Genomic DNA, 14,640 nt, shown 5'->3' on the forward strand with positions numbered 1-14,640 from the left:
CGCATATTGATCATTTGAAATTATAAATGGAAAAAGCTTTTAATCCCTATATGGAGATACCAACCGCGATAAGAAGGATCATTCTTGTCTATTGGTTTGTATATAGGTTTCTGTTGCCATTGCTGGGAGTATTAACCGGTCCGTATGCTTTATCTGATGAGTTAGGGGTAGTATTGCTCAGTGCTTCTTATGATCTGCTTGCTTTTGCACCCATTATATTCAAGTTCAGGGATGTTGGTCTTTTTCACCCGTTTACGTTTCCGCGTATGCTGGGTATTGCCAAGGGGGTTATGCAGTCGCCATTTTCACTCATTCCTATTGTCAGCAGTACGAGTTCTAATATAAATACCTCGTTCCTGGTTAAAGATTACGGCCTTACCGTTCAGGCTAATTATACTTACATGATGGTAAGGATCTTCGCGTTGCTTTCGGTATACGCGGGTTATTACTTTGTTAACATGTCGGTGCGTAAAGATCGCCAGTTCCGCATCAATATCCCTAAAGTCAAGCTTAATATTGTATTAGGGTTGGCATTCGCGTTCTTCGCGGTATTCTTTATATCACAGGGTGGTATCAAAGCCTATATGGATTCATGGGGAACCAAAGGTAGCCGCAGGGAGGCCATGGAGGGTAAAACGGTATTCGTATCATTCCTTTACACGCTTTATTTTATACCGCTGGCCTGGTACCTCAGTAAGGGCGAAAAAGTGCTTAAAAATCCGGTGTTCATTGTATCCGCTTTGGTATTCTCGTTCGCAGGCTTCCTGGGTGCGGGTTCCCGGTCGAGTATCTTCCTGGTGCTGGTGTTATTTTTAAGTGCATGGATGCTAAAAACGCGTAAAGTGCCCGGTTTACGCATTGTGTTGATCGGTTTGTTTTGCTTTGTGCTGTTCGGTACCCTCGGGCAAATCCGAAAATCGGCAACCTATACGGGTAATGGTATCAGTACCGATGCTTTATCCTTTGATAAGATATCTGAAAACGTAGAATCGGCAGTTGCCGAGGGTGATAAGCGTACAGCCTATCAACCGGCTGTGGCGGTATTTGCCAACGTGCCCGATAAAACTGATTACCTGTACGGGCAAAGTTTCGCGTCTATAATAAGTGTGTTCATTCCGCGGGTTATTTGGGAGAACAAACCTCACACCGGGGCTTATTATACCGGGTATGTTTTATTTGGTGTGCCATGGAGCGTGCCTATCACTGCCGAACCTGAAATTTTTTGGAATTTCTCGTGGTTTGGTTTGTTGGTATTTTTCTTTTGGGGACGATTAATAAGATGGGTAACCACCTTCTTTAAGCAATATCACTGGGCACCCGGCGTGGTGGCATTATACCTGGTTTATTTGCTGAGAGGGGTTTCGCTCGATTCATTGTCTTTAAGCCTTTTTATTCAGCAATTGATACTAATTGTTGTGGGGCTCAAATACATGAAGCTGATATAAATTGCTGTTGAGGCGATAATATTCATTGATATACATTCTGCTATGAAGGAAAGAAGCTATTTGCAGGGGTTAAACTCCTTAAGATTTGTTGCAGCTACTCTGGTTGTAATTGGTCATGCCCGTCAGCATTTGTCTGATCAGGGTGTGCAATGGTATTTAGATCTGCCAATATTTGCTAAAGCCGGCGACGCGGTACGTTTTTTCTTTGTGCTATCGGGCTTTTTGTTAACCATGATAGCGCTGAAAGAGATTAGGAAAACCGGTACCATGGAACTGAAATCTTTCTACCTGCGCAGGGTACTCAGAATTTTCCCTTTATATTATTTCGTGCTTATCGCCTTATATATCATCAATGCGGTAATTATCCCGGTGTTGCTTAAAAAGGATGTAATAGGCCAGCCTATAGTTGGCGGCTTTTTGCTTAACGCGTTTATGCTGCCCAACCTTGCCAAAGCGCTATGGGTTGATACCGCTGGAGCGCTGGGGTTATTATGGAGTATAGGTGTTGAAGAGCAGTTCTACCTTTTCTTCCCGCAGCTGATGGTTACCGTTAATAAGGTAAAGCAAAAATTCGTGCTGATATTATCGGTTTTAACCATTTACCTGTTGTTTTACACATTAGTAAAAACTGATGTAATACCAATGGCACCTGCCATTAAACGCTTTGTAATGATGCTTCGGTTTGATTACATGCTGATGGGCGTATTGTTCTCCTACATCATTTTTGGTATGAAGAATAAGGTGAACGATGTAATCTTAAAGGTGCTTAACTACAAAGCCGTTCAGGGTGCATTATACCTGATGGCGCTGGCCGATATGTTTTTTGACATCACCCCGGGTGGAACATTTGGTACGGTATTGCAATCGGCCTTCTTCGCGGTGCTGATCATTTCGGTATCATGTACCGATAATAAGCTGATCGATTTTGAGAGGAAGCCTTTCATCCACTTCGGTACCATATCTTACGGTATGTACCTGCTGCATCCGTTTATCGCTTACGTGCTGTTGTTCAGCTTCGCTAAGTTCGGCAAGTTCAAAGCATTGATCGTAGCTTACCCATGGTTATATATGGTGTTGCTGCTTGGCTTTACCATTGTTTTGGCGCACATCTCTTACACTTATTACGAATCGAAATTCCTGAAGTTGAAGGATAAGGTGAACAGGAAAAATTTTATGAAATTCTTTAAATGGAACCGCAATACAGAGTTGGTTACCGAAAAAGAAAGTGCCTAACTAAAAATAAGTCCTGATAATGCCCGAAAATATATTATTCTCTATTTACCAAACCACCAACCACTCTAACGGCGGGGTAAACAGCATGACCCAGATACTGGAGGAAGACCAGTCTGTTAACCCGGTAATATTAACCAACCGCAACGGCCCGTTCAACGTGCGCTGGCAACAAAAAGGCTGGAAGATATTCAACAGCAATATCAACTGGGGGAGTAAAGAAGCGCGTCAGGGTAAAATAGGCAAGGTGCTTGATTTGGTAAAGTCAAATTACCTGGCTTATAAACTGCTTAAAAAAGAGAAACTCAAATTTTTATACTGTAACGATGTTCAGGGCTTTTGGTGCGCTTATTACGGCGGCAAAATGGCCAAACGCAAAGTATTGTTCAACCTGCGCGATACCAAATCGGCAGAGGAACTGGCATCGTTAAAAAAATGGTCGTTCATTGCCGAAAATGCCGATGTGGTTATTGTCCTGTCGGAAGAGATGAAAGACTTTGTGGTAACCAAGCTGCTTGGCGGCAAGGGGAGCGAAAAGGTGTTTGTAACCTACAGCATCGTTAACCAGCAAAAATTCTTCCCGATAGGCGAGGCCGAAATTAAACAGGAGCGTGCAGACATGGGCTTAAACCCCGATGACTTCATCATTAGCTATGTAGCCGCCTTTAACGAGAAGAAAGCCCAGCTGCCTTTTATTACTGAACTGATCGCGCGGTTTAAAGATCAGCCTAATGTACAGTTCTGTTTCATTGGTGATTTTTCGCCCGAAACCAATCCTTACGCGCAGCAATGCCTTGATGCCGTAAAGCAATTAGGTATTGAGCACCTGGTAAAGTTTATAGGGCACGATAGCCGTATTGACAGGTGGTACAAAGTGAGCAATTTGGTAGCCATCGCATCTACCAAAGAGGGCTTGGCCCGCTGTATGATAGAGTCGGTTAGCTGCGGTACACCGGTGGTTTCGTTTGATGTTTGCAGCGCCCATGAGATACTGAACGGCGAGCAATGCGGCGAGGTAGTTAAGATGGGAGATTACGATGCTTTCTACCAAAAAATAACAGGTTTAAAAGCCGATGAAGCAACGATGAAACTGTACCACGACAACGGAGTGGCACTTTCAAGCCGTTTATTCAAAAAGGAAGTTGTTTTAGAGAAATATAAAAAAATATACAGTACTGTTAATAATTTGTCATAGTTTTAACGGTAAAATTATAAATATCAAATAAATGGCTAAGGTTCGGTTATTGTTTTTTTGTTCGAAATTTGGTGGCGGCGGTGCCGAAATGCACTTGCTGCGGGTACTTAATTGTGCTGATTTTGAAAAATACGATATTCACCTTGCCGTTACCCGTGGCGGGGGAGGTTACGAGCCCCAGTTACCTGCACAGGTAACGGTTCATCACCTGGGCAACAGCTCATCATCTACCGCGGCCTGGGTAAAATCAATATTCCCGTTAAAGAAACTCATTAAGCAACTGGCACCGGCTGCCATCATCTCCTTTATGGATCCGCAGAATGTGGTGCTGGCGCTGATAAAAAAATTCAGCAAAGGATGCCCGCCGGTAATACTCTGCTGCCAAAACGCTATCGAGATCAACCTGAAAACGGGCAACCTCAAAAATAAGCTCATCTTCTCGCTCATTAAAAGCTGCTACAACAGCGCCGATAAGATCATCGCTATATCAAAAGGCGTTAAGCGTGAGCTGGTAGAATCGCTCAATATCAAAACCAATGTTGAGGTAATTTACAATGCCGGTTTTGATAATGGGTACGAAACCAAAATGCACGAGGCCTTGCCCGAAGGTACGGTTAAGCACCCGCTGCAACTGGTAGCCTGCGGCAGGTTATACAAGCAGAAAGGTTTTGATATCCTGCTGAAATCTATCGCGCTTTTACGTAAGGAGCTGGATGTATACCTGTGGTTATTAGGCGAAGGAAGCGATAAAAACGCCTTGCAGGAACAAGCGCAAAGCCTTGGAATAACAGATCAAGTAGATTTTTTAGGCTTTCAAAATAACCCGTATAAGTTTTTCGCCAAGGCAGATGCCTTTGTGCTGTCATCAAGGTGGGAAGGTTTTGGTAATGTGATCACCGAATCAATGATATGCGGTACGCCTGTTGTGGCCACCGAATGCGATTTCGGCCCGAACGAGATCATTACCCATGGAGTAAATGGCTTGCTGGCCAAAGTAGAGTCGGCAGAAGACCTTGCGGAAAAGATAGGTCAGTTATTATCTGACCCCGAATTAAAAGAAAAGCTAAGCAAAAACGGCAACCAGCGCGCTAAAGATTTTACAATGGGCGCTATAAGCGAGTTTTACTTTACAGCTATCAACGGCGTATTGTAATACCCTGCTTAACCGTAATTTGTTAACACTGACCCTATAATTTAAACTATAAAACGCAGTTTGGTAATGCAAAAAAACAGATTAGAAATTTTAGAGGCCTTGCGTGGCATAGCGGCAATATATGTTGTTATCCACCATGCAACACTCAGACAAAAATCTATTTTAGGTTACATTTTTGCAGAAGGCCAGTTCGCCGTGATTTTGTTCTTTGTGCTATCGGGTTTCGTGATCTATTTCTCCAGCCATAAGCTGAAGGACAGGGGAACGTTTCAATTTAAAACCTACTTTATAAAGCGTTTCAGGCGCATTTACCCGGTATTGATAGCCGCTCTTGCTATTTCTTATATTGCCAAAAGCTTATTTATTGGGCATTTAGTAAACCCTAAATGGGATTCATTGATAGGTAATTTAGCCAATTTACAGGATATGGATCGCCTGCCCGGCAATTGGGTAAGCCCTTATATGATCAATACACCATTGTGGTCGCTCTCTTACGAGTGGTGGTTTTATATGATGTTCTTCCCGCTGTTAAAGTTTGTAAAGAACGATCAGCAAAAGTACTGGGCGCTGGCCATCTCGGTTATCGGTTTCGCTACGTTCTGGATCTACCCCAACAAAATATCTATCATCCTCGAATACTTCTTTTTGTGGTGGACAGGTGTAGAAATTGCCCGCACCTGGATAGAAAATGCCCATGTAATTAAGCATGTGCAAAAATATTTTTTAATTGGTTACGCCGTAATGTTCCTGCTTTTAGGCTTACAGGTGTTCCTTTATCAGGGCAAACGCGTCATCGGCGATCACCCTTATATCGAGCTTAGGCACTACATATATGGCTTTCTGATCGTTTTTGGCGGTATTGTATGGCACAAGTATCATTTCATCGGTTATAAATACATCCTCAAACCATTTGTGGTATTCGCGCCAATATCGTACGCGGTTTATATTCTGCATTTTACGTTAATGGTTAATTATCCTTTATTTGTATTCGAAAATAAATTGCTCACATATCTTGTTGGTTTTGTAATAGTTATCGTGCTATCATATCTCCTTGAGGTTGTTCTGCAAAAAAAGATAAATACACTTACTGATAAGTATGTTAAAAAGGTTAGTTAGTATTGGCTTGCTGCTTATTGTTATCATTTCGGGCTGCGCCAAGGAGAAAGACAATGGTAAGGTGATCTTCATCGGCGACTCGCACATTGAGCGCTGGGATCTGGCTACCAATTTTCCGGCAGTAAATATTACCAACGCCGGTGTAAGCGGTTCGGTAATTAACGCTGTGGCGGGCGACCTCAATAAAACGACAGGCAGCTTTGGTAAATGCTTTATTGAAGCAGGTACAAATGATATCCGCAATTATATTTCACGTGGTAATGACGAGGAGAAAATTGTAACCAGCGTTTTAGCCGACTACGATAAGTTGCTTGCCAAAACAACGGCCCGCTTTAAAAAGGTATATGTAATTGCCATAATACCACGCAGCAATTATAACAGCGGTAAAGGCACCGCGGCAATTTATAAACGCATTAATAACGAACTGAGACTAAAAGTGAGCGCTACAAGCAACGCCCAGTTTATTGATATATATGAAGCGCTAACGGGCGACGATGATTACCTCGAAGCGATATATACTCAGGATGGTTTACATTTGAATTTAAAAGGTTATGAACAACTCAGCAACGCTACAAGGGCATTTGTTCTTTAAATTGACCCTGTTGGCAGGCATGCTTTTTTTGAGCGCCAATACCTACGCTCAATCTTTTATGAACTTCTCATCATACAACACAAAGCTTGCCCTGGGCGTTGAGGATAATAAGTACATTTTTGCCGGTTACCGGTCAGCCAATAATTTCGATATTAATCTTCGTAATACCACTTACGGCGAAAAGTTGAGCACGCAACTGGTACAGCTCGATTTAGGCTATAACCTAAAGGTGAGCGATAACTTTCACATCAGCCCGAGGGTGTATGCCTTCAGCAATTACGCTTTCGACAGGCGGAGTGTATGGGGCAATATCGATTTTGAACTAAAGGCCGATGACTTCAAATTTGCCTACGGTGCTTACGGCTACAAGAAAGAAGATGCCGATAAATTTAAAATAGCTAATCGGTTTAGCGTATATTACCAGGCTGCCGATGATGTAGCCATTTACTCTATGTACGGGCCCTCTGTAAATTTCCTGTCGTTTAAAGATGAACTGAACACCGGTGTGGTATTGCGCGGCGGCAAACTGGCCGGTCGTGTTGGTTACTACATACCTGATAGTTTTAATTTTAAATATAGCGGTATCAACCTCTCGCTATTATACAACATACTATAGATTATGAAGCTTTTACATATATACGATCATACCTATTTTTTTAAGGACGGAAATTATTACAGCTCGGGTGTATTTGGCTCGAAGGCCTGGGAGCCTTACCTCATGCACTTTGATTCGGTAACGGTTTTGGCTAACCTTAGCGATGATGCCGATGCCGACGTAAGCAAGTTTGACATAGCCGGCCGCGAAGGGGTTAACTTTAAGTTTGTTGATAACAAAAGGTTACTGCCCAATTACCTGAAAAGCTACGTGGTAGATGATGCCAAACTGGTAGAAGCCATAAAAGAGTACGATGCCATTGCCGTACGTTTACCAAGCGAGCTGGGTTTAATCGCTATTAATATCGCTAAAAAACTGAAAAAGCCTTACGCCGTTGAGGTAGTAGGCTGTGCCTGGGATTCATACTGGTACCATGGCTCGTTAAAAGGCAAACTGATGGCGCAAATTACTTTTAGCCGTATGAAAAAGGCTTTAAAGGAAGCGCCCTTCGCTATATATGTAACACAGGATTTCTTGCAGAAACGTTACCCATCCAACGGGTTCACCTATAATGCATCAAACGTAATACTGCCCGATACTTTAACAGCCGATATCGCCGAAAAGCATATCGCCCTGCTAAAACAGCCTAAAGCTAAATTGCGTATAGGTTTGGCCGGTACCATGAATGTGAACTACAAAGGTCACCAGGAAGCCATACTCGCGCTGAAAGAAGTAATTAATGACATACCGCCTTTCGAGCTATTATTTATAGGTAAGGGCGATACTACCTGGCTGGAAGGTGTGATCAAAAACGCCGGGATGGAAGAGCATGTGAAGATCATCGGTAAAATAGCATCAGGCACCGCGGTGTTTGATTTCTTTGATAGCCTGGACTTGTATATGCATCCCTCAAAGCATGAGGGCTTGCCAAGGGCAGCTATTGAGGCCATGAGCAGGGCTTGTCCGCTGCTGGCCTCGACCATTGCAGGTACCCCTGAACTGTTGCCGGCCCAGTATTTACACGAGCCCGGCGACTATAAAACCCTCGCTACGCAAATAAAAAAAGTGCTGAATAACACCGATTTGCTTTGCGAAATGGCATTAGAAAACTTCAATCGTTCAAAAGCTTACAGTTATACTGAAATAAAGGCAAGGAAAAGCTATTTTTGGAGCCAGTATAAAGCGCATCTAACTACATAAACAATGAGTAAAACAAAGCCTCGTATTGCCATAGTTACCAACATAGCCTGGAACATCTACAACTTTAGGCGCGGATTGGCTACGGCGATAAGAGAGGCCGGTTATGAACCGGTATTAATGGCAGCGCCCGACGCCTATTCGGAGAAGCTGATTCAGGAGGGATGGATATTTGAAGCCGTACACCACCTGGAAAGAACCGGTATGAACCCGCTGAAAGACCTGATGCTGTACAAAGAGTTTGTAAAACTGTACCGCAAATACAACATTAAATGTGGCCTGCACTATAATGCCAAGCCATTGGTTTACGCGAGTTTGGCGGCTACAAAGCTGCACATACCTTACATTCCGTCAATTACGGGTTTGGCAGGGCCGTTTTCGGGTAATCGCCCGCTTATCGGTCGTATTGTAACGCGCCTGTACGCACGCGCGCTTAAAAAGAGCTATAGAGTGATCTTCCAGAATAACGAAGACCGCGATTTCTTTTTGCAAAAAGGTATTACCTCTGCTAATAAAACCTTATTGGTTGAAGGTTCGGGTGTGGATATGGAAAAATTCCGTTCGGAACTTTACGGTACGCCACCTGCTGATAAACTGGTATTCCTGATGTTCGCGCGTTTATCGAGAGCGAAAGGAGTGGAGTACTATATAGAGGCCGCAAAGGCTATAAAGGCTAAATATCCTAATGTGATATTTAAACTGGCTGGTCCTTTTGATAGTGATAAGCTGGCTTTAAGCAAAACGGAAATAGATGCCTGGCACGAAGAAGGCGTTATAGAATACCTTGGCGTATCTGATTTTATACAGAAAGAGATCAGCCAGGCACATGTGATCGTTTACCCGTCGTATTATCGCGAAGGTATCCCAAAATCGCTGATCGAATCGGCAGCAATGTCGCGCCCAATCATTACTACTGATAACGTGGGCTGCCGCGAAGTAGTTAAGGATGGCGTGAATGGTTACCTGGTACCTGTAAAAGATGCCGAAGCGTTAACCGCCGCCTGCGAAAGGTTCATCAACTTATCTACCGAAGAAAAAGAAGCTATGGGCAAAGCCTCACGCGAGCTTGCCGCTACCCGTTTCGATGAAAAGAAAGTAGTATCGGCCTATACCAAATTAATAGCTGAAGTAATTAAGAAATAAAAAAGGCAATCAGCCCGGGAATTAATTTCCGGGCTGATTGTTTAATAACCTAAGGTTGCTCTTGCCGGATGAACCTATACCATCGGCCGCCGAATCAATAATACTCATCGCTTTCTTTGCTGAACCAACCTGCCTCATCAGCCTGTTACCCGACATTACACCGTTTATAATTCCCGCCTTTTTATCAAAAGTGAAATTGTTGTTGTTGGAAACATCGGCATTGTCAATAATGCAATTGGCATAAGGCATGGTAAAATTGGTCATGTCGTTACCCTTAACCACCAGGTTGGTGATAATACCGCTCGGGATAATACGGATGCTTTTGCTGCCCGTTACACGGTTATTCAAAAACTGTACATTATCCAGCTTTCCGCCTAAAAAGTTTACCGCGCTACCCTGTGGAATAGTTTTGCCGGGTTGACTTTTGATTGTCCACGAGGCAAGTTTAAGTGTAGCAGTTTGTCCGTTTATATTTAATATTTCGTAAGTGCCCGCGTTGTCTATCTTCACAAAACTACCTTTCAAAAACATAGATTTGTTACCCTGCGCGCTGTTGGCTACCTGCACCGTTACCGATGCGTTTATTGCCGGTTGAGTAAAGGATTGTGTGGTAGCGGTAGGTAGTCTTTTAAACGCGTACGATCTTATTTTACCAAAGGCTATGGCGTTGCCGCTGTATTTGGCATCAACGGTAATGTCGTTATTTTCTATGGTGATATCCTTCATGTAAGGTTCGGCGCCGCTCAGGTTAATAATGAAGGGGAACGAGCTGCCTTTGCGGTAACTGGTGCCGTAAACATTATAATCGCTCACGGTAATCTTGTTTTTGAATACATGCAAACCCGAAAAGGTTTGCACGCCGCCATCTTTTATAGCCGTACCCGGATCGTGCCCGAACAGTATAGCGCTGCCGAAAGCGTCATTAATGGTATTGCCGGTAACGGTAAAGTCCTCAAAGTCGGCTTCTTCGTCAGATACCGTGGTGAAGGCGATTCCATTGGCCTGCGGCTTGTTTATCACGTTGTTTGAAACAGTAATGCGTTTTAATACGCTGCCTCCACCTGCCACAAACTGGTGCGATTGCGCGTTTGAAACACAGTTATCTATCAGTACATCGGTGGTAGAATCAGCAAACGAGCTAAAGTTAATGCACCAGGCATCTTTGCCGTTTCCGCCTGCTACATCGGGGTGTACACGCTTGGCGTTATCGATAAACTCTATCCTTTGTATTTTTATATTGCGGATGTAATTGCCTTTGCGGCCCTTGAAAACTATGATGGTGAAATAATCCGTCCAGGTATCTACAAAGTTAAAGTCGAGGGTCATGTCTGAAAATACCACGTTCTCCACGTTCATGGCCGGGTGACTGCTCTTGTCGGCATCGTAAGTAGCTACACCAAAAAGCATGCGGGTTGTTTGGCGCTTGGCTTTTATGGTTGTTTTACCCATCCCGTCGCCATAATATTTACGGTTCGATACCACATCCACAGGAGCCATTAAATAAGTACCCGCCGGGAAGTAAACGTTACCAACTGCCTGCGCCTTGCGTACAATAGCGGCACAATCGGTATTGCCGGTTTTGTCAGCGCCGAACCAGGTCACATTCACGGTGGAATCTTTTAGAACACGTTTGTAACGTTCGCCGGTTGCGGTTACCACAATAGTTCCAGTATTGTCGGCAGATGTATGGTCGTTAGGATCATACACCCAGTCGCCGCTACCAAAATCGGTGGTATGGTATTTAAGAATGTCTGTTTTCCCGCTCAAGGCACGTAAGTCATTCAAGCTAACTGTTTTTACAGCGGTATTGCTATGTTTTGCAGCTGGATGATTTTCGGTATTAACAAGTTTAGCATCGCTATAAAAGGGCGATAACAATAAACCGGTGGCTATGGCAGATAATATAAATTTCATTGTATCTGATGTTTAAAACGTTCGTTTAAAAGTGTTCGACGGTCATAACCTGTAAAAGATTAATCGCGTTTATTATAAGTTGCCCGGAAAAAGGGCTCTTGTCATTGCGAGGTACGAAACAATCCCGTAGCTCTGTATGTTTGCTCTGTATGTTACGCGATTGTTTCGTACCTCGCAATGACAAAAAAATCCTCAATAACTTCTAACTACCTCAACAGCAATTTAACGTTGTTGTTTATAGTATATTCTAAAGGGTGGCCTAAAAAGCGTTTTATTATAATAAAAAACGCCGCGTATGTTAAGTGCGGCGTTTTCTGTTCGTTAAAGGAGGGTATACATATTATGCCTCACCCATAGTGCCGCCAAAGTTTATCGGGAACTCGGGGTGGGCGGGTTGTATTTTAATACGACCGTTTATACTTTCAAATTTTTCAATATTATCTTCTAAAGCGGTCAGCAGTCTTTTGGCATGCTCCGGCGTTAATATAATCCTTGATTTTACTTTAGCCTTCGGGATGCCCGGCATCAGGCGTATAAAATCGAGCACAAACTCGGAGTTTGAATGCGTAATAATGGCAAGGTTAGAATAAATGCCTTCCGCAACTTCTTCCGAAAGTTCAATATTTAACTGGTTCTCATTTTGTTCTTCCATGATATATGTTATTTCTTTTAGTCTTGATTTTTAATAGTTGTGTCGCTTTACAACAGCGTTATAATCCGAAAAGTTCTTTATTCCTGAATGGATATTTGCTTACATGGTCATAAGTATCTTTCCATAAACGCTGGCTTTGAAAAGCGTTCAGGTGATCCTGATGGTGAAAATCGGTCGCTCCCAAATCGTAAGCGTTGTTTTTGAGCAGTTTTAACGCGGTGTGCTTTACATCGCGCCCGTAATAACCGGTTACCGAAAGCAGGTTGAGTTGCAGCAGGCAACCCATATCCTTAAAGCGGTCTATCCGCTCGGGTTTTGCATGGTAAAAGGTATACCTTTCGGGGTGGGCCAGTATAGGTTTGTAACCTTGCAGGTTCAATTCAAATACATAATCTTCAATACCCGGCGTTTCTGATAGGTACGACATTTCTATCAGTATATGTTTATTGGGCAGCAGCAGCATATCGCCCTGCTCTACCAGCGGACCAAAATCCATGTTCACCATGTACTCGGCAGCCGCGGCTATCTTTATGTTATTATCTTTTATAAACTGATGGCTTTGCAGTTGGGTAAGCGCGGCGCTAATGGTTTGGCGGTTATTAGGATACAGCTCCATAAAAATATGCGGTGTGCATATAAATGATGAAAAACCGAGGTTGCGCAGTGCCGAAATATAGTTAACTGAACTTTCCACATCCGGTGATCCGTCGTCAAGTCCGGGTAATAAGTGAGAGTGGATATCCGTGCCAATAAAATCAAAATCTACTTGTACAGGAGATTTTTTAAAGAAATTAAACATATAAACAAATACAAGCTATAAAGGTAACAAAACTTGCCTAAGATATTTAATTAGCTTCAATATTGTACGCTTATATGCCGGTTAAATTGCTATGTTTGAGCAGCTAACCGAAGGATGACTTAGTGTTTGGCTGATTATATTTTACCATTTTCAATTAATAAGCCCGAAAACAGAAATATTGTTATATTTTTATCCTTTGTGGAGGTTTTTAGAAATTTCGATAAAAAACACATCGAATTTTGTTCTTTTTAACAATCACATAACATATTTAACAAGTTGAGTTAAACAAAAATATATGTCAAGAAAGCGTATACTGATCACCGGGGCCGCGGGCTTCTTAGGGTCGCACCTGTGCGACAGGTTTATCAAAGAAGATTACCATGTAATTGGTATGGACAACCTGATTACGGGCGACCTGCGTAACATAGAGCACCTGTTTAAACTGGAGAACTTCGAGTTTTATAACCACGATGTATCCAGCTTTGTACACGTACCCGGCGATCTGCACTACATCCTGCATTTCGCATCACCGGCCAGTCCGATAGATTACCTGAAGATCCCTATCCAAACTTTGAAGGTAGGCTCATTAGGAACGCACAATTTATTAGGCTTAGCCAAAGTAAAAGGCGCGAGAATGCTGATCGCTTCTACCTCAGAAGTATATGGCGACCCGAACATCAACCCACAACCCGAAGAATACTGGGGTAACGTAAACCCTGTTGGTCCGCGTGGTGTATATGATGAAGCCAAACGTTTCCAGGAAGCTATTACCATGGCTTATCATACCTTCCATGGTTTAGAAACCCGCATCATCCGGATCTTCAATACTTATGGCCCAAGGATGCGGTTGAATGATGGCCGTGTATTACCTGCATTCATCGGTCAGGCCTTAAGGGGCGAATCATTAACCATGTTTGGTGATGGTTCACAAACCCGCTCGTTCTGTTATGTAGATGATTTGGTTGAAGGTATTTACCGCTTGCTATTCAGCGATTATGCCCAGCCAATGAACATTGGTAACCCCGATGAGATCACCATCCGCCAGTTTGGTGAGGAGATCATCAAATTAACGGGAACCGATCAGGAACTGATCAGCCTGCCATTGCCGGTTGATGATCCGAAACAACGCCGTCCGGATATAACCAAAGCCAAAGCCATACTGGGCTGGGAGCCGAAGGTATCGCGTAGCGAAGGTTTGAAGATCACATTGGACTACTTTAAGTCATTGCCTGATGCTGAGATCCGCCATAAAGATTTCACCTATTACAATAAATAGTAGATACGATACTGCATAGTAAATCCCGGATGTTCAATACATCCGGGATTTTTTATGTTAAGGCTGTTTTTGATATGGGGTTTCAAATTGTGTTTGATATCGGTGCTTTATCCACCATCGTCATTGCGAGGAACGAAGCAATCTCTACTTAGGTTTGTGCTGTAATTAACGTCAGTCTGCTCTTGGGCGCAGAGCCCCATTACTTTTGAGGGCAAAAGTAACAAAACCCTTGTCCAGCAAAAGGCTTCTTTGCCGCACAAGGCCATTTCCCTGCAAACCGTTCAGAACTTAGGGCTGGAACTTTTGCCCCAACGCTCGTTTCCTCCCCACATG

13 protein-coding genes are annotated in these 14,640 nt (G+C 43.2%); 10 read left to right on the forward strand and 3 right to left on the reverse strand.

Features of this window, described 5'->3' with window-relative positions; genetic code table 11:
• The first annotated feature begins 26 nt into the window (after nucleotides 1–26).
• From AC07NA_RS20575 to AC07NA_RS20615, 9 genes are all read left to right on the forward strand, one after another.
• Complete coding sequence (locus tag AC07NA_RS20575; RefSeq protein ID WP_494899365.1) at nucleotides 27–1,445, forward strand: hypothetical protein; 1,419 nt, start codon at nucleotides 27–29, stop codon at nucleotides 1,443–1,445.
• 42 nt (nucleotides 1,446–1,487) lie between these two features.
• Nucleotides 1,488–2,678 (forward strand): acyltransferase family protein, encoded by a 1,191-nt coding sequence (locus tag AC07NA_RS20580; RefSeq protein ID WP_494899366.1) that lies wholly within the window; start codon nucleotides 1,488–1,490, stop codon nucleotides 2,676–2,678.
• A 19-nt stretch (nucleotides 2,679–2,697) separates the two neighbouring features.
• Nucleotides 2,698–3,870 (forward strand): glycosyltransferase family 4 protein, encoded by a 1,173-nt coding sequence (locus AC07NA_RS20585; protein WP_494899367.1) that lies wholly within the window; start codon nucleotides 2,698–2,700, stop codon nucleotides 3,868–3,870.
• A gap of 31 nt (nucleotides 3,871–3,901) precedes the next feature.
• Nucleotides 3,902–5,023, forward strand: a complete 1,122-nt coding sequence (locus tag AC07NA_RS20590) for a glycosyltransferase (protein WP_494899369.1) — start codon at nucleotides 3,902–3,904, stop codon at nucleotides 5,021–5,023.
• Nucleotides 5,024–5,089: 66 nt separating this feature from the next.
• Nucleotides 5,090–6,139, forward strand: coding sequence for an acyltransferase family protein (locus AC07NA_RS20595; protein WP_494899371.1), 1,050 nt, complete (start codon nucleotides 5,090–5,092; stop codon nucleotides 6,137–6,139).
• On the forward strand, nucleotides 6,120–6,731 hold the full coding sequence (locus AC07NA_RS20600) for an SGNH/GDSL hydrolase family protein (protein WP_494899373.1): 612 nt from the start codon (nucleotides 6,120–6,122) through the stop codon (nucleotides 6,729–6,731). The genes AC07NA_RS20595 and AC07NA_RS20600 overlap by 20 nt, the downstream gene beginning before the upstream one ends.
• Nucleotides 6,691–7,347, forward strand: coding sequence for a hypothetical protein (locus AC07NA_RS20605; RefSeq protein WP_494899375.1), 657 nt, complete (start codon nucleotides 6,691–6,693; stop codon nucleotides 7,345–7,347). Before AC07NA_RS20600 ends, AC07NA_RS20605 begins: the two co-directional genes overlap by 41 nt.
• Before the next feature lie 3 nt (nucleotides 7,348–7,350).
• Complete coding sequence (locus AC07NA_RS20610; RefSeq protein ID WP_494899376.1) at nucleotides 7,351–8,526, forward strand: glycosyltransferase; 1,176 nt, start codon at nucleotides 7,351–7,353, stop codon at nucleotides 8,524–8,526.
• Nucleotides 8,527–8,529: 3 nt separating this feature from the next.
• Nucleotides 8,530–9,666, forward strand: coding sequence for a glycosyltransferase family 4 protein (locus tag AC07NA_RS20615; RefSeq protein ID WP_494899378.1), 1,137 nt, complete (start codon nucleotides 8,530–8,532; stop codon nucleotides 9,664–9,666).
• A 21-nt stretch (nucleotides 9,667–9,687) separates the two neighbouring features.
• Here AC07NA_RS20615 and AC07NA_RS20620 read toward each other — a convergent pair whose 3' ends face one another.
• From AC07NA_RS20620 to AC07NA_RS20630, 3 genes are all read right to left on the reverse strand, one after another.
• Complete coding sequence (locus AC07NA_RS20620) at nucleotides 9,688–11,580, reverse strand: putative phage tail protein (protein ID WP_494899380.1); 1,893 nt, start codon at nucleotides 11,578–11,580, stop codon at nucleotides 9,688–9,690.
• A 340-nt stretch (nucleotides 11,581–11,920) separates the two neighbouring features.
• On the reverse strand, nucleotides 11,921–12,232 hold the full coding sequence (locus AC07NA_RS20625) for a DUF3467 domain-containing protein (RefSeq protein WP_494899382.1): 312 nt from the start codon (nucleotides 12,230–12,232) through the stop codon (nucleotides 11,921–11,923).
• Nucleotides 12,233–12,290: 58 nt separating this feature from the next.
• On the reverse strand, nucleotides 12,291–13,031 hold the full coding sequence (locus tag AC07NA_RS20630) for a tyrosine-protein phosphatase (protein ID WP_494899383.1): 741 nt from the start codon (nucleotides 13,029–13,031) through the stop codon (nucleotides 12,291–12,293).
• Between the two features lie 295 nt (nucleotides 13,032–13,326).
• On the opposite strand from AC07NA_RS20630, the gene AC07NA_RS20635 reads away from it, so the two are divergent.
• A complete protein-coding gene (locus tag AC07NA_RS20635) occupies nucleotides 13,327–14,307 on the forward strand; it encodes a UDP-glucuronic acid decarboxylase family protein (RefSeq protein WP_494899384.1) in 981 nt (326 codons plus the stop codon).
• The last annotated feature ends 333 nt before the right edge of the window (nucleotides 14,308–14,640 follow it).

It is taken from the genome of Mucilaginibacter sp. GW821-FHT07G05 (genome assembly GCF_059418565.1).